This window comes from Streptomyces longwoodensis, assembly GCF_001514125.1.
GTDB classification, from domain to species: Bacteria; Actinomycetota; Actinomycetes; order Streptomycetales; family Streptomycetaceae; genus Streptomyces; species Streptomyces longwoodensis.
Genome location: NZ_KQ948550.1, coordinates 224742 through 243848, shown reverse-complemented (window position 1 = coordinate 243848; position 19107 = coordinate 224742). Strand labels below are relative to the sequence as shown.

At 75.0% G+C, this 19107-nt stretch carries 15 protein-coding genes and 1 pseudogene; 10 read left to right on the top strand and 6 right to left on the bottom strand.

Annotated features, from left to right (window positions below):
- Nucleotides 1-89 precede the first annotated feature (89 nt).
- Nucleotides 90-1808, bottom strand: a complete 1719-nt coding sequence (locus AQJ30_RS06035) for a DUF2264 domain-containing protein (protein ID WP_067229573.1) — start codon at nt 1806-1808, stop codon at nt 90-92.
- Between the two features lie 130 nt (nt 1809-1938).
- On the opposite strand from AQJ30_RS06035, the gene mmuM reads away from it, so the two are divergent.
- Nucleotides 1939-2877: a homocysteine S-methyltransferase gene (gene mmuM / locus AQJ30_RS06030; RefSeq protein ID WP_067229569.1), complete on the top strand. Its 939-nt coding sequence runs from the start codon at nt 1939-1941 to the stop codon at nt 2875-2877.
- A 225-nt stretch (nt 2878-3102) separates the two neighbouring features.
- On the opposite strand, the gene AQJ30_RS06025 is transcribed toward mmuM, so the two are convergent.
- The gene (locus AQJ30_RS06025; RefSeq protein ID WP_107119494.1) at nt 3103-4794 is read right to left on the bottom strand and encodes a carboxylesterase/lipase family protein; all 1692 of its coding nucleotides are present in this window, start codon (nt 4792-4794) and stop codon (nt 3103-3105) included.
- Nucleotides 4795-4969: 175 nt separating this feature from the next.
- On the opposite strand from AQJ30_RS06025, the gene AQJ30_RS06020 reads away from it, so the two are divergent.
- Complete coding sequence (locus AQJ30_RS06020) at nt 4970-5983, top strand: hydroxyacid dehydrogenase (protein WP_211278934.1); 1014 nt, start codon at nt 4970-4972, stop codon at nt 5981-5983.
- 83 nt (nt 5984-6066) lie between these two features.
- On the opposite strand, the gene AQJ30_RS06015 is transcribed toward AQJ30_RS06020, so the two are convergent.
- The gene (locus tag AQJ30_RS06015) at nt 6067-6930 is read right to left on the bottom strand and encodes an SDR family oxidoreductase (protein WP_079083856.1); all 864 of its coding nucleotides are present in this window, start codon (nt 6928-6930) and stop codon (nt 6067-6069) included.
- A 143-nt stretch (nt 6931-7073) separates the two neighbouring features.
- On the opposite strand from AQJ30_RS06015, the gene AQJ30_RS06010 reads away from it, so the two are divergent.
- Nucleotides 7074-7478, top strand: coding sequence for a winged helix-turn-helix transcriptional regulator (locus AQJ30_RS06010; protein ID WP_067229566.1), 405 nt, complete (start codon nt 7074-7076; stop codon nt 7476-7478).
- Between the two features lie 22 nt (nt 7479-7500).
- Here the strand turns inward: AQJ30_RS06010 and AQJ30_RS06005 are convergent, their stop codons facing one another.
- Nucleotides 7501-8154, bottom strand: a complete 654-nt coding sequence (locus tag AQJ30_RS06005; protein WP_067229563.1) for a ThuA domain-containing protein — start codon at nt 8152-8154, stop codon at nt 7501-7503.
- Nucleotides 8155-8251: 97 nt separating this feature from the next.
- On the opposite strand from AQJ30_RS06005, the gene AQJ30_RS06000 reads away from it, so the two are divergent.
- Together AQJ30_RS06000 and AQJ30_RS36530 are read left to right on the top strand one after the other, a co-directional pair.
- Nucleotides 8252-8893 (top strand): VOC family protein, encoded by a 642-nt coding sequence (locus AQJ30_RS06000; protein WP_067229561.1) that lies wholly within the window; start codon nt 8252-8254, stop codon nt 8891-8893.
- 128 nt (nt 8894-9021) lie between these two features.
- The gene (locus AQJ30_RS36530) at nt 9022-9426 is read left to right on the top strand and encodes a VOC family protein (protein WP_079083855.1); all 405 of its coding nucleotides are present in this window, start codon (nt 9022-9024) and stop codon (nt 9424-9426) included.
- Here the strand turns inward: AQJ30_RS36530 and AQJ30_RS05995 are convergent.
- Nucleotides 9415-10086: pseudogene (locus AQJ30_RS05995) on the bottom strand (AraC family transcriptional regulator); the annotation flags it as partial. The gene AQJ30_RS36530 and the pseudogene AQJ30_RS05995 sit on opposite strands and share 12 nt — an antisense overlap.
- A 176-nt stretch (nt 10087-10262) precedes the next feature.
- On the opposite strand from AQJ30_RS05995, the gene AQJ30_RS05990 reads away from it, so the two are divergent.
- A complete protein-coding gene (locus tag AQJ30_RS05990; protein ID WP_067229558.1) occupies nt 10263-11543 on the top strand; it encodes a cation:proton antiporter in 1281 nt (426 codons plus the stop codon).
- A gap of 575 nt (nt 11544-12118) precedes the next feature.
- Here AQJ30_RS05990 and AQJ30_RS05985 read toward each other — a convergent pair.
- Nucleotides 12119-13303, bottom strand: a complete 1185-nt coding sequence (locus AQJ30_RS05985) for a YihY/virulence factor BrkB family protein (RefSeq protein ID WP_067229555.1) — start codon at nt 13301-13303, stop codon at nt 12119-12121.
- Nucleotides 13304-13469: 166 nt separating this feature from the next.
- Here AQJ30_RS05985 and AQJ30_RS05980 point away from each other — a divergent pair, with 166 nt between their 5' ends.
- The 4 genes from AQJ30_RS05980 to AQJ30_RS05965 all read left to right on the top strand — a co-directional run bounded on the left by AQJ30_RS05980 (nt 13470) and on the right by AQJ30_RS05965 (nt 18957).
- Nucleotides 13470-15128 carry an acyl-CoA dehydrogenase family protein gene (locus AQJ30_RS05980; RefSeq protein ID WP_067229552.1) on the top strand — a complete coding sequence of 553 codons (1659 nt, stop codon included), beginning with the start codon at nt 13470-13472 and terminating at the stop codon, nt 15126-15128.
- A gap of 345 nt (nt 15129-15473) precedes the next feature.
- Nucleotides 15474-16742 carry a GAF domain-containing protein gene (locus tag AQJ30_RS05975; protein ID WP_079083933.1) on the top strand — a complete coding sequence of 423 codons (1269 nt, stop codon included), beginning with the start codon at nt 15474-15476 and terminating at the stop codon, nt 16740-16742.
- A gap of 183 nt (nt 16743-16925) precedes the next feature.
- Nucleotides 16926-18218, top strand: coding sequence for a hypothetical protein (locus AQJ30_RS05970; protein WP_067229548.1), 1293 nt, complete (start codon nt 16926-16928; stop codon nt 18216-18218).
- Between the two features lie 166 nt (nt 18219-18384).
- Nucleotides 18385-18957, top strand: coding sequence for a GNAT family N-acetyltransferase (locus tag AQJ30_RS05965; protein ID WP_067229546.1), 573 nt, complete (start codon nt 18385-18387; stop codon nt 18955-18957).
- The last annotated feature ends 150 nt before the right edge of the window (nt 18958-19107 follow it).

The window sequence follows — 19107 nt, the reverse complement described above, 5'->3', positions numbered from 1 at the left end:
CCAGGGTGGGGGCGGAACGGTTCGGCGCCGGCCGAACCGTCGGTCCCGTCTCGGCGTTCCCGCCGCCGCTGAACGTCCTACTCGGGCGGTCACCCGGGAAGGCGAGCGGGGCGAGGGGTCAGCTCGAAGCGCTCCCGGGTGCCGTCGGACCACTGGAGGTGCACCTCCTGGGCGGAGTCCACCTCCACGGTGACCAGTTCCTCCAGCGGGGCGGGGTCCGGTTCGCCGGTGAGGCGGGCGAGGGCCACGAAGAGGGTGGGACCCGCACCGGTCCCACCGGTCAGCTCGGCCACGTCCGCGTGGTTCGCCGACAGCCCCGCCACGGGGACGAGTTCGGTCCGTACGCCGTCGGCGGGCGCCCAGCCGGTGACCCGCACCGGAGTTCCGGGGGCCGCGCCCGTGACCAGGTGCGCCCGTACCTCGACCGCGCCGCGCGCCACCACGAGGCTGGTGACCTCCGCGGTGCCGCCGGCGGCGGTGTGACGGGAGGCCGCCCAGCCGTCGCCGACGCCCAGCGGCACGATCCCTGTCCGCCCGGGATCGCCCCCGACGACCACGCTGTTGTCGGGGCTGTCGTCGTTCGAGGACGTGGGCGCCGTCACGGTCGAGTAGGCGAGGCGGGTGTAGTACGGGTCCCAGCGGACGTCCTCGCTGCCGTGGTTGTGCAGGCGCACCAGACCGTCCGAACGGGTCGACTGGAGCAACCAGTTGGGGGCCGCGAGCCCCGTGACCGCGTCCTCGCGCTCGGCCGGGCCGGGCTCTTCCGGGGCGGTCCACACGGGGTGGTCGGCGGGGAGCAGCAGGCCGAGGAACCCCTTGCTCGCCCAGTAGGGGGACGCCGGACCCGAGTAGCCCTGCAGGACGCTCTCGTCGGGGCCGTGCCAGCCGAGGGTGAGCAGTCCGTGGGAGTCGACCGCGCCGCGTTCCAGGAAGTACTTCAGTGCGCCCGAGGCGAGGCGCCGGGTCTCGCCCGGCGGCAGCGGGGTGTGGCCCGTCAGGGCGCCGAGCCACAGCGGGGCGGTGGTGGCGAAGCGGTACGTCAGGGAGCGGCCCTGCCGTACCGGGGCGCCGTCGGCCCCGAACAGACGGGCGTGGGCGGCGAGGTGGTCGGACAGCCGCGCACCGTGGGTGGCCAGCCGTTCGCGGTCGTCGGCCAGCCAGGCGTGGAGGACCGGATACAGGTGCATCGCCCAGCCGTTGTAGTAGTCGTACTTGCGGCCGTCGCCGTCGGTGTACCAGCCGTCGCCGACGTACCACTGCTCGATCCGCTCCAGGCCGCGCTCGACCGCCGCGCGGGACGCCTCCACCTCGTGGCCGACCGAGGCGAGGAAACCGCCGACGGTCACGGGGAAGAGCTCCCAGTTGCACGGCCAGGGCCGGGCGGTGAGCGCGTCCGCGAGCCAGCCGGCGGTGCGCTGCCGCACGGCGTCGTCCAGCCGGTCCCAGAGCTGTGCGCGGGTCAGCCGCAGGGCGAGGGCGACGGACGCGGCCTCGACCAGGGGCTGGCCGCGGTCCTCGATGCGGGGCCAGACGCCCGCGGTGCCGGCCGCGAGGCCGTCGGCGTAGCGGGCGAGCACCCGTTCGTCCCGGCGGAAGGCGGCGAGCAGCAGGGTGCGGGCGTACCCCTCCAGACCGTCGGAGAGCCGCCCGGACCAGCTGGGGCGGGGTCCGGGCAGGTGGTAGAGGGCGCGGTCCGCGGTGGCGTACGGCTCGACCGCGGCGAGCAGGGCGTCGGCGGCGCCCTCCCAGTGGGCGCGGGTGTACCCGGTGCGCGGGCTGAGGCCGGGGTCGGGCGGGGGCAGGTGCATGCGGCGTCCTCGGTCACGGCGACAGGGCGTGGCGGCTGGACGCTACCGCCTGCGGCAAGCGCTTCCCAGAGGGCCGTCCGAGGGACGGTCGCCGCTCACGCTCCCCTCCCCCTTCGACTAGCGTCGGGTCATGACCAGCGACACCCGTTCCCCCGCCCCCTCCCCGCTCGCCGAGGCCCTCGCGGCCGGGACGGTCGTGCTCGACGGGGGCCTGTCCAACCAGCTCGAGTCCACCGGGCACGACCTGAGCGACGAGCTGTGGTCGGCCCGGCTGCTGGCGGAGCGCCCGGAGGCGATCACCCAGGCCCACCTCACCTACTACCGCGCGGGTGCGAGCGTGGCCATCACCTCGAGCTACCAGGCCACCTTCGAGGGCTTCGCGAAGCGCGGGACCGGCCGGGAGGAGGCGGCGGCCCTGCTGCGGCTGAGCGTGGAGCTCGCCCGCGAGGCGGCCCGGCAGGCGCACGCCGAGGGCGTCACCCGCCCGCTGTGGACGGCCGCCTCGGTGGGCCCGTACGGGGCGATGCTCGCGGACGGCTCGGAGTACCGGGGCCGCTACGGGCTCGGCGTCGACGAGCTGGAACGTTTCCACCGCCCCCGCCTGGAGGTGCTGGCCGACGCCGGCCCCGACGTGCTGGCCCTGGAGACCGTGCCCGACGCGGACGAGGCGGCGGCGCTGCTGCGGGCGGTGCGCGGACTGGGCGTGCCGGCCTGGCTGTCGTACACGGTCGACGGCGACCGCACGCGCGCCGGGCAGCCCCTGGAGGAGGCGTTCGGCCTGGCCGCCGACGCGGACGAGGTGATCGCGGTCGGGGTGAACTGCTGCGCCCCCGGCGACGTCACCGGGGCCGTCGAGATCGCGGCACGGGTCACCGGCAAGCCGGTCGTCGTCTACCCGAACAGCGGCGAGTCCTGGGACGCCGGGGCCCGCGCCTGGACGGGCCGCTCCAGCTTCACCGCGGAGCAGGTCCGCGCCTGGCGAACGGCGGGGGCACGCCTGGTCGGCGGCTGCTGCCGAGTGGGCCCGACGGCGGTGACGTCGATCGCCCACACGCTGACGACGGAGTAGGAAGAAACAGACACGCGCTTGCGGGCGGAGCCGAACCGTGCCCACCCAGGGGCGCGGGGAACTGCGCGACCAGCCACGACGGCGCCGCACCAGCACAACGACCCCAGCAACCGGGGCGCCCCACCAGGCAAACCCGCACCCCACCCACCCTGGGGGCGCGGGGAACTGCGCGACCAGCCACGACGGCGCCGCACCAGCACAACGCTCGAGCACCCGAAAAAACCCTCAGTGCCGCCGCACCCCCGCCACCCACCGCAGTCGCCGAACGGCCGACCGCAGCTCCCCACCGCGGACCATCCGAGCGGTCAGAAGGGCGGGCAGGGGGCCGGCCGTAGGCGCGGCCTGCCCGCCGTCGGCCACCAGCTCGGACGCGATCGTCGCCGCCGCCGCACCCCGCGCGCCGGCAGCCGTCGTCCCGCCAGGGCCAGACGCCTCCCACAGCCCGATTTCCGCATCCCGCGGACCGTACGCGGTGTACGCGGCGCCGCCACCGTCACCGAACACCCGTACGGGATGACGCCTGTCCCACCCCTCCCACCCGGGGTCACCCGTCTCCACGAACCGCACCCACGCCCCGTGCATCGCATCGGCCAGCTCCTGCGGCGCCCCCTCCCCCGCGAGCTTCGCGGACTCCGGCACCCGGCCGCTGTCGAAGACGAAGCCGAGCTCCAGCGCGTGGCAGGCGCCGAGGTCGGGCAGCCGGGACGGCCAGGCGAACTCGTACACGTACGTCGACCCGGGCCGGGCGTCGGCCAGCCGCTGCAACGGCACCCGCAGCAGGTGGTCGGTGACCATCTGGCCGACGATCTCGGCGGTCCCGGCACCGGGGTACAGGGCCCGGTAGCCGCGCGGCACCTCGTGGCCGCAGCGGCAGCGGGCCATCGCCCCGGCCAGGGCCACCGGGCCCAGCCGGTCGACCCGCTCCAGCAGGCCGCCGGGGACCAGCCAGAGCCGGTACTCGTCGCGGGTCCAGCCGACCAGCAGTTCGGCGCCCCGGGCCACGTCGCCCTCGACCAGCGCCTCGAGGGGGTCGCGCGGCACCAGGTCGCCGTCGGCCACGATGCCGAACGCCGGCCCGCCGAGCACGGGGCTGCTGAGCCGCCCCACCTCGGCCTGGGCGCGCAGCAGCGCGTCGCGGTCGACGGCGGCGAACGCCTCCGCGGTCGCGGGCACCTTCAGCCGGGCCGCCATCCGGCGCACCATGCGCCGTACCTTGTCCCGGTCGGAGACCTCCGGCGGTCCGCTCTGCAGGACGGCGCGCCGGAACAGCCCCTGGGCCTGCGGCGCCGCGACGAGGGCGCCGACGCTGATCGCCCCGGCGGACTGGCCGGCCAGGGTGACCCGCGCGGGGTCGCCGCCGAACGCCTCGATGGAGTGGTGCACCCACTCCAGGGCGGCGAGCTGGTCGCGCAGGCCGGGGTTGGCGGGGGCGTCGGGGAACAGGCCGTACCCCTCGACGCCCAGCCGGTAGTTGACCGAGACGCACACGACGCCGTCCCGGGCGAAGGTGTGGCCGTCGTAGACCGGGACGGCGGAGGAACCCCTGGTCAGGGCGCCCCCGTGGAACCACACCAGGACCGGCAGCCGGGCGCCGCGCGACGGCTCGGGGGTCCAGACGTTGAGGTTGAGGCAGTCGTCGCCCGGCACGTCGGGGTCGGAGAGGTACGTGCCGAAGGCCTCCGAGTACGGCGGTTTCGGCGCCGTCGGCCCGAAGGAGCCGGCGTCGCGCACGCCGTCCCAGGGCTCGGGCGGCACGGGTGGGCGGAAGCGGCGGGGACCGAAGGGGGGTGCGGCGTAGGGGATGCCCCGGAAGACGGCCACGCCGCGCTCGTGGCGGCCGCGCACGGCCCCGTGGGGGGTCCCCACCACGGGGTCCGCCGGGGACCCGGCCTCGGGATGCGTCTGGTCTGCCGTCATGCGCCCACCAGCCCTTCGCCGTGCTCGCACGTGCACCGGTGACACCAGAGCACCACAGCGGCCCCAGGTATTCCGCCTCGTCCTGCCGACGATCACGCGTTCCTTGACCACGTTTCCACCGCACCCCTAGCCTGGAAAACGCTTTCCGCCGCTCCCTCGCGCCCCTGGGAGGGTCATGCCCAGCGCCCCGCTGCCCAGGGCCGTGTTCGCCATGGACCCGGTGCACCTGCCCCGGCTCTTCCCCGCGCCGCTGATGGAGCGGTTGCACCTGGCGGCCGACGTCGACCCCGCCGTGGTCGTGCGGGACGTCACCGACCCCGCCGTGGCGCCGGCGCTGTCCGGCGCGGACGTCCTGATCACCGGCTGGGGCTGCCCGCGCCTGGACGCGGACCTGCTCGCCGTCGCGCCCCGGCTGCGCGCGGTCCTGCACGCGGCGGGCTCGGTCCGCTCCCTGGTCGGCGAGGCGCTCTGGCGGCGCGGGATCGTGGTGTCCAGCGCGGCCACCGGCAACGCGGTGCCCGTGGCGGAGTACACGCTGGCGATGATCCTGCTCGCCGGGAAGGACGTCTTCACGCACCGCGAGCGGTACCGCAGCACGCACGCCCTGCCCACGCCCGCCGAGACGGCCGCCACCGGCAACCTGGGCCGCCGGGTCGGCGTCGTCGCGGCCTCCCGGGTGGGCCGCCGCCTGCTGGAGCTGCTGCGCCCCCACGACGTCGAGGTCCTGCTGTACGACCCGTACGTGGACGCCGCCGGCGCCGCCGCGCTGGGGGCCCGGCTCGTCGAACTGGACGAGCTGCTGCGGCACAGCGACATCGTCACGCTGCACGCGCCGGACATCCCCGAGACCCACCACCTGCTGGACCGGGCGCGGCTCGCCCTGATCCGGGACGGCGGCGTGCTGATCAACACGTCCCGGGGCGCGCTGGTCGAACAGCAGGCGCTGACCGACGAGTTGGTCTCCGGTCGCCTCCGGGCGGTCCTGGACGTCACCGACCCGGAGCCGCTCCCCGCCGACTCCCCCCTCCACACCCTGCCCAACGTCTTCCTCACGCCCCACGTCGCCGGCTCCCTCGGCAACGAACTGGAACGCCTCGGCCGCGTCGTGGTGGAGGAACTGGAACGCCTGTCCTCCGGCCACCCGTTGGGCCACGAGGTCCACCGGGCGGACCTGTCCCGGCTGGCCTGAGGCCTCCCCCCCCCTTCCCAGCGCTGTACCCACCCCTTGGCGCGGCCGGACCCCGGTGGTGCGGGACCGCGGCCGCTCCCGGTTCACATACCGGCGAGTGCCTCGGTCAGGGTCACGGGCGGGCGGCCGATCAAGCGGCGCAGGTCGCCGGAGTCGGTGTACATCTCGCCGCGGCTCATGCCGCGGTCGGCGTCGGCGAGGACCTCCGCCAGCTCGGCGGGCAGGCCCGCGGCGGCCAGGGCCCGGGCGAAGTCCGCCACCGGGAGGTCGGCGTAGGCGACCTGCTGTCCGGCCGCAGCGGAGATCGCGGCGGCGAGCTCGGTCAGGGTGAAGGATGCGTCGCCGCCGAGCTCGTACACGGCGCCGGTGTGGCCTTCCGTGGTGAGGACGACCGCTGCGGCCTCGGCGTAGTCGGCGCGGGACGCGGCGCTGATCCGCCCCTCGCCCGCGGCGCCGACGACGGCGCCGTGCTGCAGGATCTGCGGCAGTTGGCCGGTGTAGTTCTCCAGGTACCAGCTGTTGCGCAGCAGCACGCTGGGGGTTGCGCGGTCCCGCAGGTACTCCTCGGTCTCGCGGTGCGTGGCACCGATGACGGTGGTGGCCGTGTCCGCGTGCGTCGTGCTCGTGTACGCCACCAGCGACACGCCCGCGGACGCCGCGGCGTCGATCACGCGGCGGTGATGGGCGACCCGCTCGCCCACGGGGACCGAGGCCGAGATCAGCAGCAGCCTGTCCGCCCCCGCGAACGCCTCGGCCAGACCGTCGGCGTCCGCGAAGTCGGCGCGGCGAACCGTGATGCCCCGGTCGGCCAGGTCCTTGATCCTGGCGATGTCCCGGCCGGTCGCGATGATGTCCGCGGCCGGGATTCCGCGCCGCAGCAGTGCCTCGACGGTGAGCCTGCCCAGCTGGCCGGTGGCTCCGGTGACGACGATCGGCATGATGGTCATTCCTTCCTCCCACGCGTGCTCGCACGCTCGCCGCAGTCCGTCCGCGGCGGGATGAAACCCAGAATGACCTGCACACTCACTGATGGGGAGTAGCCACTTCTTGGTAGGGTACTTACCCGACCGATAGCAATGAGGTGAGCGCTGTGGCCGCTGTCGAGAACGTGACCGGGCCCCTGCCGTCGTTCGATCCGTACGAGCGCGGCTGCCCGTCGCGGGACCTGCTCGACCAGATCGGCAGCAAGTGGGCGGTCCTCGTGCTGGGCGAACTCGGCCGGAACGGGACCTCCCGGTTCGGTCATCTCCGGCAGGCGCTGGCGGGCGTGAGCGAGAAGATGCTCACCCAGACGCTGCGCACCCTCGAACGCGACGGGCTGGTCAGCCGGACCGTCTACCCGGAGGTGCCGCCGCACGTGGAGTACGAGCTGACCGCGCTCGGCCAGACGCTGCGGGAACCGCTGAAGGCGCTCACGGAGTGGTCCGTGCTGCACATCGGAGAAGTCCTCACCGCCCGCGAGGAGTACGACGACCGCACGGAGCGCACCCGGTGATCGGCGGCGGCCGACGGTCTGGTCAGTGAAGGGCCCCGCCGACCGCCCAGTCGAGTCCACCCCGCAGGTGGGCGAGGAAGGTGGGGTCGCGGTAGGCCTCCGTGGCGTGGCCGAGTGCGGTGTAGAAGACGCGGCCCGCGCCCTGGTCGCGGGTCCAGGCCAGCGGGTGGTCGTCGCCCATGCCGCCGCCGTCGTACGACGCCTCGTCGGCGCGCAGCAACACCCGTACCGCGGGGCGGGGGTTGGTCCGGAAGTCGTACCACTCGTCGGTGAACTCCCAGACGGGGGGCAGGTTCCGCGTGGCCGGGTGGTCGCGGTCCTCCACGACGGCCCGGCCCGGCTGGTACTCCGGGTGCCGGGCGAAGCGGGCGCCGAGCAGTTCGCCGTAGTACGGCCAGCCCTCCTCCGTGCAGGCCGCCGCGTGGACGCCGACGAAGGCGCCGCCGCCCTCGACGTACGCGGCGAGCCGGTCCCGGCCGGCGGGGGTGAGCACGTCGCCGCTGGTGGAGAGGAAGACGACCGCGGCGTAGGCGTCCAGGCCGGCCTCCAGGGCGGACGGGTCCTCGGTGTGGTCGACCGTGGCGCCGTCGAACGCGCGCAGGGCGGCGACGGCGTCCGGGATGGAGTCGTGGCGGTAGTCGGTGGTGCGGGTGTACACGAGCAGCCGGGCGGTCATGTCCCCGAGCCTATGCCGGGCGCCGGGGCGGCTCACGGGGCGGACCATCTCCCGGAACGGCCGGGGCGCCGGGAGGCCGGCGCGTAGGCTCGGCGGGATGACGTCCTTCCCGGCGCACCTCGACCACATCGTCCTCGCGACGCCCGATCTGGCCGCCACCGTCGCCGAGTTCACCCGGCGCACGGGGGTGGCGCCGGCACCGGGAGGCGCGCACGTCGACCTCGGCACCCGCAACCACCTGGTCGGACTGGGGGGACGCGCCTACCTGGAGATCATCGGACCCGACCCCGATTCCGACCCCGACCGCCCCGGCCCCTCCGGGGCCCGTCCCTTCGGCGTCGACGCGCTGCCCGCCGCCCGCACCCTCACCTGGGCGATCAGCCCGCCCGACCTCGACGCGGCCGTGGCGGCGGCGCGGGGGCAGGGGTACGACCCCGGTGACATCCGGGCGATGAGCCGGCGCCGGCCGGACGGGGTGCTGCTGGAGTGGCGGCTGACCGACGGGCCGCCGCGGCCGTGCGACCTGGCGCCGTTCCTCATCGACTGGGGCGCCGCCGCGCACCCGACCGACTCGGGCCTCCCGGTCGTCCCGCTGCTGTCGTTCACGGCGACGGCGCCCGCCCCGCACGAGGTCCGCCCCTGCCTCACCGCACTGGGCACCGACCTCACCGTGTCCCCCGGCCCCTGGGGGTTCTCCTTCACCGTGGACACGCCGAACGGCCCGGTCACGTTCGGCTGAGTGCCGGAAGGGGTCCGGGCGCACGGCCCCTGCGGTCCTCCTGCGGTCTTCCTGCGGTCCGCCTGCCTCCCCGCCCGCTGTCCGTTTCGTTCAAGACCCGTGCCCCGTTCCCTGCCTAGCGTGGCCCCATGACTTCACCGACTCCGCGTTTCGATGCCATCGGCCTCGTCGTCTCCGACATGGCCGCCTCCGTCGCCTTCTACCGGCGGCTCGGGTTCGCCTTCCCCGAGGGTGCCGAGCGGGAGCCGCACGCCGAGGCGGTGCTGCCCGGCGGGCTGCGACTGCTGCTGGACACCGAGGACACCGTGCGGTCGTTCCATCCCGGGTGGCGGGCCCCGTCCGGTGGCGGGCGGGCCTCACTCGCCCTGCGCTGCGAGGCGCCCGGTGAGGTGGACGCCGTCTACGAACAGCTCGTCGGCAGCGGTCACCACGGGGAGCTCAAGCCCTGGGACGCCTTCTGGGGCCAGCGGTACGCCGTCGTCCACGACCCGGACGGCAACGGCGTCGACCTGTTCGCGCCGCTCACCCAGTAGCTCCGACGGTGTCCGACCAGTCAACGCCCGTACGTCACGGGTGAGGTGGGCCTGGTCCGCGTAGCCGGCCCGCACCGCCGTGCCGGCCAGCGGCACGCCCGCGCGGGCCAGGGCCAGCGCGCGTTGCAGGCGCAGGACGCGGGCCAGGGTCTTCGGGCCGTAGCCGAAGCGGGCCAGGGCCGTCCGGTGCAACCGGCGTGCGTCGAGGCCGAGTTCGTCGGCCACGGCACCGACGGGGCGGCCCGCGCCGAGGGCGGTGACCAGGCGCCGCAGCGCCGGGTCGGGCGGTGCGGCGGCGGGCAGGACCGCCTCCTCCAGGCCCGTGGCCGGGTCCGCCGCGGCCCGCACCGCGGCGCGCAGGCGCCGTACCCGGGCCGCGGGCCACAGGTCGGCCAGGTCCACGCGGCGGTCGCGCAGTTCGTGGGCGGGCACGCCGAGGAAGCCGGGCGCGGTGCCGGGGAAGAAGCGCAGGCCCGCCCAGGCCGCGGGCGGTCCGTCGGGCACGTGGGCGCGGGTGTCGGGGCCGGCGACCAGCAGCCGGCCCTCGCTCCACAGCAGGTCCATGCAGCCGTCGGGGAGCACCGCGCGCGGCTCGCGACCGGTCGGCGTGGCCGTCCACAGGACCGCGCCCGGCAGCCGGGAGGGGCGTTCCGCGTACACGTACGCCAGGCTACGCCGGGACGGGGGTCCGGGCGGGCACGCTGCCCGCGCTCAGGCCAGGAAGTGGCCGCCACACCCGTTGTCCGATCATGGCACTGCGCATCCGGGGTAGTCGGCCGGGGCGCCCAGCCGGGCACACGCGTGGTCCAGGGCGGAGGGAAGGGCGGGTCGTACCGATGACGAGCGCGGACGCGGTCTTCGCGTGGCTGGGGGTCGGGGCGTTGCTCACCGCCGTTCTGCCCCGCGTCCTGTCCGGACGACCGCTGTCGATGCCGTTGGTCTTCCTGCTGTGCGGCATCGGCGTCTACCTGCTGCCCCTGCCGCTGCCCGCGATCGACCCGGTGGACGACCGGGTGGTGGCCGAGCACGTCACCGAGGTCGTGGTGATCATCTCGTTGATGGGTGCCGGGCTGGCGCTGAACCGGCCCGTCGGGTGGCGTCGGTGGGGTGCGACCTGGCGACTGCTGGGTGTCACCATGCCGTTGACGGTCCTGGTCACCGGGGCGGTCGCCTGGTGGCTGCTCGACTGGCCGCCGGCCGCCGCGCTGCTGCTGGGGGCCGTGCTCGCGCCCACCGACCCGGTGCTCGCTTCGGAAGTGCGGGTGGGCGAGCCCACGGACGACGAGGACGACGAGGACGAGGTGCGGTTCGCCCTCACCAGTGAGGCGGGTCTGAACGACGGACTGGCGTTCCCGCTGACGTACGCGGCCGTGGGGCTGGCGACCGTCGCGGGCAGCGGCTGGTCGGCCGAGTGGATCGGTCCATGGGCGGCGGAGGATCTCGGTTACCGGTGCGCCGTCGGTGTGCTGGTCGGGCTGCTGATGGGCAAGCTGCTCGGCTGGCTGTTCTTCCGGACGCGCTCGAGGACGCTGCGGCTGTCCCAGCACAGGGAGGGCTTCGTCGCGCTCGGCGCCACCTTCCTGGCCTACGGAGTCACGGAGCTCGCCGGGGGGTACGGCTTCCTGTCGGTCTTCGTCAGCGCTTGTGCCATCCGGGCCGCCGAGCGCGCCCATGGCTACCACAACGTCCTGCACGACTTCATGGAGCAGGTGGAGCGCCTGCTGACCGCCACCGTGCTGTTCCTGCTCGGCGCCTTCATCGCGTCGGGCGGCTTGTCCGCTCTCACGTGGCAGGGCGCGGTCGCCGCCTGCGCGGTGCTGCTGGTGATCAGGCCGCTGGCGGGGTGGGCCGGACTGCTGCGCAGCCCCCTGGGAAGCCGGGAACGCTGGGTTGTCGCAGCGTTCGGCGTCCGCGGGATCGGCTCCCTGTACTACCTCGCCTACGCCTTGGGCCACGGTGGCCCGGCCGTCCCGCAGCGTGAACTGTGGGCCGTGGTGACGTTCACCGTGCTGGCTTCGGTGGTGCTGCACGGGATCACAGCAGGTCCGGTCATCGCCCGCCTCGACCGGCTTCGAGACGTGGAGCAGCCGCGCTCCGTCGCGCAGCTGCGACGGTGACCCGCAAGACCCTCCCTGGGGGCGCCCGGGCCACCTGCCTGACCCGAGTGACCTCGCCGGCCTTCATGTCCCAGGACACTCGGGCGGGGACGGGCAGCACAGGCCCATCGGCCGGCGGAGCGGGCACCGCACGGGCAGCGACGCTTCCGTCGCACTGCGGAACCCCGTCTTCCCCATGGGGCACAGGCCGTTGGCAGTGTGCCCCATTCCGCGACGGGTATCCGGAACGCCTACGGGATTACACCTTCGACACACGGGAGGAACCGCCCATGTCGCGTCACGACGCGCCGCAGCACCACGGACTCGGAACACTGGAACCCGGCACCAGGCAGCGCGCCCAGTTACCCTCCCGCATTGCCGACATCGCCTGGACCTCGCTGCGGTGCTGGTAGCGCTGTGGGCGGTCTGGGCCTCCGTCGGCGCGGTACGGGGAACGACCGCATGGGCTTACTGCGCTGCTGCCTGGGTGCTGCTGGCCGTCGCCCTGACGATGCGGGTCTTCGCCGTTCGCCGTCGAACCAGGGGCTGAGCGCATACGCCGACCGTGGCAGACGCGCACCCGGCCCGCACAGGGGTCACTTCCCCGGAGCGGGGGGCTCCTCCCCGTGGTGCTGGTGCTGGTGGTGGTGCGGGTGCTTCGGGGTGGCCCGTGCGTGGGTGCGCAGGCGGCCGGTGACGTCCTCGGGGGGCAGGAAGCGGGACCAGCGTTCGGGGAACTCGGAGGGCATGTCCGGGTCGTCGGGGTCCTCGTGGGCGTGGGCGGCGGCGAGCCGGGCGACGTACTCGGCGGCCTCCTCCTGGCGCAGGCGTTCGTTGGCGGCGCGGGCCGCGGCGGTGGCGGCGGCCGGCCAGACGCGGTCGATGGCGGCGTTCACGGCGGCGCCGACCAGCACGGCGAACGCCGACACACCGATCCACAGCAGAACGGCGACGGCGGCGGCGAGGGAGCCGTAGATCGTGGCGCCCTCGATGGTGCTCTGCAGGTACAGGCGCAGCAGGAAGCTGCCGAGGACCCACATGGCGAGGGCGACGAGGGCGCCGGGCACGTCCTCTATCCAGGGGGACCGCACGGGGACGGACACGTGGTAGAGCGTCGTCAGGAAGACGATGGACAGCACGATGACGACGGGCCAGTACAGGACCTGCACGACGGTCGTGGACCAGGGCAGGATGCGGACCACGGCGTCGGGTCCGGCGACCATCAGCGGCAGGGCGACCGAGCCGATCAGCAGCGCGACGGTGAACAGGGCGAACGCCATGAGCCGGGTCTTGACGATGCCGCGCACGCCGTCGAGGCCGTACATCACGGTGATGGTGTCGATGAAGACGTTGACGGCGCGCGAGCCGGACCACAGGGCGAACAGGAAGCCGATGGAGATGACGTCGGGCCGGCCGCCCTTCATCACGTCGTCGAGGATCGGCTGGGCGATCTGGTGGACGCCCTTGTCGGACAGGACGGTGCGCGAGGCGTCGAGGATGTTGGTCTCGAGGCTGGTGATGGTGTCGGTGCCGGTCCAGTCGTCGACGTAGCCGAGCAGGCCGATCAGGCTGAGCAGCAGGGGCGGCACGGACAGCAGCGAGAAGAACGCGGCCTCGGCGGCGAGGCCCAGGATGCGGTACTCGATGCAGGAGTTGACGGTGTCCTTCAGCAGCAGCCAGGCGGTGCGGCGCTTGGAGACGTTCCGGTAGAGCGCACGCGCCCGGTGGAGACGCCCAGCGGGGCCCTCGGGTTGCTCGGATGACTGACTTGCTGGCTGCACGCCCTAAAGGTATCCGCCGTACGAGGCTCCGCTCATCCCCGGCCCGATCGGGCCGCCCCCACAGGGGGCGAGCCGGGCGCGGGGCGCGCGGGGCGGCGGGACCCGGCCCGGGCCGCGGCTGTGTCGGGGCGGCCATGTCCGGCGTACCCGGGGGTACGTTCGCGGTATGGCAGGCAGCACGCACACCGTGACCAACCAGCCCCCTCCCCTCGTCGGCCACGACGTCTACGGCGGCGACCGCGCCCTGGTGGAAGCGGTCGAACGACATCTCGACCCGGCGCTGCTCGACGAGGCGCGCGCGGAGTTGTCGGCCCTGGGCCGCGCCGCCGGGTCCGCGCAACTGCACGAGTGGGCCGAGCAGGCCGACCAGAACCCGCCCCGGCTGCGCACCCACGACCGCTACGGTCACCGCGTCGACGAGGTCGACTTCCACCCCGCCTGGCACCGGCTGCTCGGCAAGGGCGTCGGCGCGGGGCTGACGGCGGCCTGGGGGCGGCCGGGCGGGCACGTGCGGCGGGCGGCCGCGTTCCTGGTGTGGACGCAGGTCGACGCCGGCACCTGCTGCCCGCTGTCGATGACCCACGCGGCGGTGCCCGCGCTGCGCACCGACCCCGCCCTGGCGGCCGAGTGGGAGCCGCGGCTGACGTCCACGCTCTACGAGCGCGAGCTGCGCCCGGCCCGGCTCAAGGCGGGCGCGCTGTTCGGGATGGGCATGACGGAGAAGCAGGGCGGCAGCGACGTCCGGGTCAACGCCACGGTGGCGCGGCCGCTCGCCGAGGACGGGACGTACGAGCTGACCGGCCACAAGTGGTTCTGCTCGGCGCCGATGTCGGACGGCTTCCTGGTGCTGGCGCGGGCGGCGGACGCGGCCGGCGCGGCCCGGGAGGACGCGCTGACCTGCTTCCTGGTGCCGCGGGTGCTGGAGGACGGCACGCGCAACCCGTTCCGGATCCAGCGGCTGAAGGACAAGCTGGGCAACCGGTCCAACGCCTCGGCGGAGGTCGAGTTCGACGGGACGTGGGCGCGCCGGGTCGGCGAGGAGGGGCGCGGGGTGCGCACCATCATCGACATGGTCGCGGCGACCCGGCTGGACTGTGCGCTCGGCTCGGCGGGGCTGATGCGGCAGGCGGTCACCCAGGCCGTGCACCACTGCGTCCACCGCGAGGCGTTCGGCGGGAAGCTGGTCGACAAGCCGCTGATGCGCAACGTCCTGGCCGATCTCGCGCTGGAGTCGGAGGCGGCGACGACGCTGGCGCTGCGCCTGGCGGCCGCCTGTGACGACGGGGGCGAGCAGGAGCGGGCGCTGCTGCGGATCGCGGTGCCGGCGGCGAAGTACTGGGTGACCAAGCGGTGTGCGCCGGTGGTGGTGGAGGCCGCGGAGTGCCTGGGCGGGAACGGGTACGTCGAGGAGTCGGGCCTGCCCCGGCTGGTGCGGGAGTCGCCGCTGAACTCGGTCTGGGAGGGCGCGGGCAACGTGCAGGCGCTGGACCTGCTGCGGGCGCTGCGCCGGGAGCCGCAGGCGCTGAACGCCTTCCTGGAGGAGGTCGGGCGGGCGCGCGGTGCGGACCACCGGCTGGACGCGGCGATCAAGGACCTGCTGACGGACCTGGCCGACCTGAGCGGCGTCGAGGCGCGGGCCCGGCGGCTCGCGGAGCGGTTCGCGCTGGTGCTGCAGGGGTCGCTGCTCGTCCGGTTCGCGCCGCCGCAGGTCGCGGACGCGTTCTGCGCCGCGCGGCTGGGCGGGGACGGGGGCGCGGCCTTCGGGACGCTGCCGGCGACGCTGGACCTGGCGGCGGTGGTGCAGCGGGCCCGGCCCCTGGCCTGACCGGGCGCTCAGTCGCTTTCCCGGATGCGTACAGGTGAGCGGGGGTGGTGCTGCGCCGACACGGCACCACCCCCGCCGCAATGGCCCTGCGAGGCCAGGAACGCCGCTCGGGACGGCGTAGCTCAATTTTCAAACAGTCCCGCTGACGTCCACCAGGGTTGCAAGGGGTTGCAACTCGGACGGGGCGAGTGACCGGAGTGTGCCCCTCCGTCACGGCGGAGCGGCAGTATTGAGGAGGATGGGACGGCGAGCGGGACCGGAGGACGGGGTGGCCGGATCGGCATCCCGAGGTCCGCTCGCTTGTCCGCAGCTCCATTCCGGGAGGCCCCAGTGGCGAACTCGCCGATGAACGTGGCGCGCCTCGCGGCCGTCGACGCCGCGCGCGCGGCACGGGTGCTCAACGAGGTGCGGGAGGCCCGGCTGGCCGGCCAGCGGGCGCGGGTGGCGCCCCGCCCGGTGATCGAGCAGTCCTGGGACCGCTTGCTGCGCAGCGGGGTCGATCCGGACCACGACTTCCGCTCGGGGCTGCTCAGCTCCGACGAGGTGCGCCGGCGGCGGGAGGAGTCGCCGCTGAAGGAGGTGCTGCCGGTCCTGCGCGAGGGGCTGCTGTCGGTGGCGGACGTGGCCCACCACATCATGGTGGTCGCGGACCAGGACGGCCGGGTGCTGTGGCGGGAGGGCTGCACGCCGGTGCTGCGCAAGGCGGACGGGCTGGGGTTCGAGCTGGGCGCGGACTGGCGCGAGGACGTGGTCGGCACCAACGGCGTGGGCACGCCGGCGGTGGTGCGCCGGCCGGTGCAGGTGTTCGCGGCGGAGCACTTCGTGCGCTCGCACGCCAGCTGGACCTGCGCGGGCGCGCCCATCACCGATCCGCGCGACGGGCGGCTGATCGGCGTGGTGGACGTCAGCGGGCCGCTGGAGACGATGCACCCGGCGACCCTGGCCTGGGTCGACTCGGTGGCGAAGCTGGCCGAGGCGCGGCTGCGCGAACGGCACCTTAACGCGCTGGAGCGGCTGCGCGCGGTGGCGGCGCCGGTGCTGGCGCGGCTGGCCGGGCGGGCGGCGGTGGTGGACCGGGACGGCTGGACGGCGGCCGTGACGGGGATGCCGTACACGAACCGGATCGCGTTGCCCAAGTCGACGGCGCCGGGCCGCAGATGGCTGCCGGCGCTGGGACTGTGCACGCTGGAGCCGCTGGACGGGGGCTGGCTGCTGCGGGCGGTGGACGAGCCGTCGCCGCCGGGCAGTACGCGCATCGTGCTGGATCTGACCCGGCCGCGCCGCTGGTCGGTGACGGTGTCGGGCAGCGCGGGGGCGTGGAGCCACGAACTGAGCCCTCGGCACGCGGAGTTGCTGTACCTGCTGGCGGTGCACCGGGGCGGGCGCAGTGCGTCCGGGCTGGCCGGGGACGTGTTCGGGGACCCGGGGCGCACGGTCACGGTGCGGGCGGAGATGTCGCGAGTGCGGCGGTACCTCGGGGGGTTCCTGGAGCATCGGCCGTATCGTTTCTGCGAGGACGCGGAGGTCGAGGTCCTGCTGCCCGACGACCCACGGGACCTGCTGCCGCACTCCACGGCGCCCGCGGTGGCCGGCCGCCGGGGCACGGGGTCGTGAACTCCTCGCGGGACGCCCGTTCCGTACCGGAAAACGCGTGATCGTGGGGCATCTTCCCACGATCTGCCGGGTCTTCCTCCCCTGCACGTGTCACCTGCCGTAGCATCCGGTACGGGCCACCCCACCTGCTCCACGGTCAACGTACGGATCGACGGACGCAGTTGGCTCGCCTCGGGAGGACGAATGAAGCAACGGGGCCGACACCGCCGGCGCAGGCGCGGCAGGGCGCTGCGGGCGTTCCTGGCCGGAACCGCTCTCGCGCTCACCGCGGCCGCCACCATGATCAGCGCGTCCCAGGCCACCGTCACGGACGACCCCGGGGCGCTGGAGCCGCTGGCCCGGTCCGCCGTGGCCCGCCAGGCGCGGCTGACCGAGGAGGCGGTCCCGCCGGGGTCCCTGGACCGGCTGACCGCCGCGATGGGCACGCCGGTGGGCGTGGGCGAGGTCCTGGCCGACGCGGACCGCACGCTGCGCGCCGCCCCCGACTGCGCGTCCGGCGAGCGCCGGGCGCTGCCCGTGGCGCCGGCGGCCACGCGCGTGTACTGCTGGAACGCCGACGACACCCACGGCTGGCAGCCGGGCGCGGTCACCACCTCCGGCGACGCGGACGGTGACGGCCGGTGGGGCGCGCACCGCGTCGTGCTGTCCGGCTGGTCCGCCCCGGACCACGCGACGGGCGGCGGACGGCTGGCCCGGGTGGCCTTCGTCGACGCGGACGACCCCGGCCACCTCTCCTACACCTGGGTGCTGCTGGCGATCCCGGTGGAAGGCGGCCTGGACTACCGGGCGCTCGCCTCGCACGTGTCCGGGATGGTCTGGTACCGGAACCGGCTGCTGGTCACCGCCGACGACGGGGACCGGGCCGGGCTGTACGTCTTCGACCTCGACCGGGTCCAGCGGGCCGGCGTGGCGGGCCGGGCGGTGGGCCGGGTGCCCGGCGGCTGGTCGGCGCACGGGGAGCGCTACGTCCTGCCCGCCGTGGCCGCCTACCGGCTCGACGGCGGCCCGGGCGCGCCGCGGCCCGCCGCGCTCTCCCTGGACCGCAGCACCACGCCGGACAGCCTGGTCGCGGCCGAGTGGACGCTGCCCGGCGACGGCCGGCACGCACGGCTGTGGCGCTACTCCCTGAGCACGGTGCCCCAGCGGGCCGGCCTGCTCAGCACGGACGCCACCGGGCGCGCGGAGCCGACGGGGGCGTACGAGACCCGGGCGAGCGGTGTGCGGGGCGTGCTGGCGCGCGGGGACACCTGGTACGTGACGCGGCCGGCCGGCTCCGGGGACGAGCGGGGCTCGCTGTGGCGCCAGGACCCGGACGGGGCGCGGGCCGCGCGGTGCGGCGACGAGAGCACCCAGCGGTGCTGGAGCGAGGGCACGCCGTCGCTGTCGTACTGGGAGGAGACCGGCGAGGTGTGGACCCAGTCGGGACGGGTGCTGTTCGCCCTGCCGATGGCCGCGCTCGACGACGCGGCGGAGTAGCGGGGACGGGTACTGCGGTCCGCATGGCGGGACCGGTGTCCACGGGCGGCGGGCCGGCCGACGGACCCGCCCCGTCCCCGGGCGCGGCCGGCCCGGTCCGCAAGGCCGCGACCGGCGCCGATGCCCCGGTGGACGGGCTCGCCGGTCGGATGATTCCCTGTGCGGCATGACCAACATCCCCGTGACCACCTGGTCCCTGGAGCAGACCGACCCGAGCGACCTGCTGCCGGCCGACGCGCCCGACGGCGACGTGCGGATCGTGCGGGCCGAGGTGCCCTCCCCCGAGTTCAGCCGCTTCCTGTACGCGTCCGTGGGCGGGGACATCCAGTGGGTGGACCGGCTGGGCTGGACGTACGCGCGGTGGCGCGAGCACCTGGAGCGGCCGGGCGTGGAGACGTGGGTCGCCCATGACCGGGGCACGCCCGCGGGGTACGTGGAGCTGGCCCCGCAGGACGACGGGGTCGTCGAGATCGAGTACTTCGGGCTGATCCCCGCCTTCCGCGGCCGGCGGATCGGCGGCCACCTGCTGTCGTACGGCACCGCCCGGGCCTGGGACCTGGCGGGGCGCTGGCCGGGGCTGCCGCAGACCAAGCGGGTGTGGCTGCACACGTGCAGCAGGGACGGCGAACACGCCATGGCCAACTACCAGCGGCGCGGCTTCCGCCTGTTCGACACCGAGGTGAAGGAGGAGGCCGAGGTGGCCACCCCGGGCCCCTGGCCCGGCGCGTACCCGGCCTGACCTGCGTCCGCGCGGCGCGCGCACGCGCGCGGGGCGCCGCGCTCCCCCGTCCGCCCATACCGGGTCTGACCTGGGCGGACAAGCCCCGCGACGGACCGTGTGATCGAGGACACCTCTGTCTCACAAAGCGAGACCAGTGTGTCCGGATGG

Bases quoted from the DNA above. Each gene is read 5' to 3' on its own strand.
- AQJ30_RS06035 (WP_067229573.1), bottom strand. From the start codon at position 1,808: ATGCACCTGCCCCCGCCCGACCCCGGCCTCAGCCCGCGCACCGGGTAC.
- mmuM (WP_067229569.1), top strand. From the start codon at position 1,939: ATGACCAGCGACACCCGTTCCCCCGCCCCCTCCCCGCTCGCCGAGGCC.
- AQJ30_RS06025 (WP_107119494.1), bottom strand. From the start codon at position 4,794: ATGACGGCAGACCAGACGCATCCCGAGGCCGGGTCCCCGGCGGACCCC.
- AQJ30_RS06020 (WP_211278934.1), top strand. From the start codon at position 4,970: ATGCCCAGCGCCCCGCTGCCCAGGGCCGTGTTCGCCATGGACCCGGTG.
- AQJ30_RS06015 (WP_079083856.1), bottom strand. From the start codon at position 6,930: ATGACCATCATGCCGATCGTCGTCACCGGAGCCACCGGCCAGCTGGGC.
- AQJ30_RS06005 (WP_067229563.1), bottom strand. From the start codon at position 8,154: ATGACCGCCCGGCTGCTCGTGTACACCCGCACCACCGACTACCGCCAC.
- AQJ30_RS06000 (WP_067229561.1), top strand. From the start codon at position 8,252: ATGACGTCCTTCCCGGCGCACCTCGACCACATCGTCCTCGCGACGCCC.
- AQJ30_RS36530 (WP_079083855.1), top strand. From the start codon at position 9,022: ATGACTTCACCGACTCCGCGTTTCGATGCCATCGGCCTCGTCGTCTCC.
- AQJ30_RS05990 (WP_067229558.1), top strand. From the start codon at position 10,263: ATGACGAGCGCGGACGCGGTCTTCGCGTGGCTGGGGGTCGGGGCGTTG.
- AQJ30_RS05980 (WP_067229552.1), top strand. From the start codon at position 13,470: ATGGCAGGCAGCACGCACACCGTGACCAACCAGCCCCCTCCCCTCGTC.
- AQJ30_RS05975 (WP_079083933.1), top strand. From the start codon at position 15,474: ATGAACGTGGCGCGCCTCGCGGCCGTCGACGCCGCGCGCGCGGCACGG.
- AQJ30_RS05970 (WP_067229548.1), top strand. From the start codon at position 16,926: ATGAAGCAACGGGGCCGACACCGCCGGCGCAGGCGCGGCAGGGCGCTG.
- AQJ30_RS05965 (WP_067229546.1), top strand. From the start codon at position 18,385: ATGACCAACATCCCCGTGACCACCTGGTCCCTGGAGCAGACCGACCCG.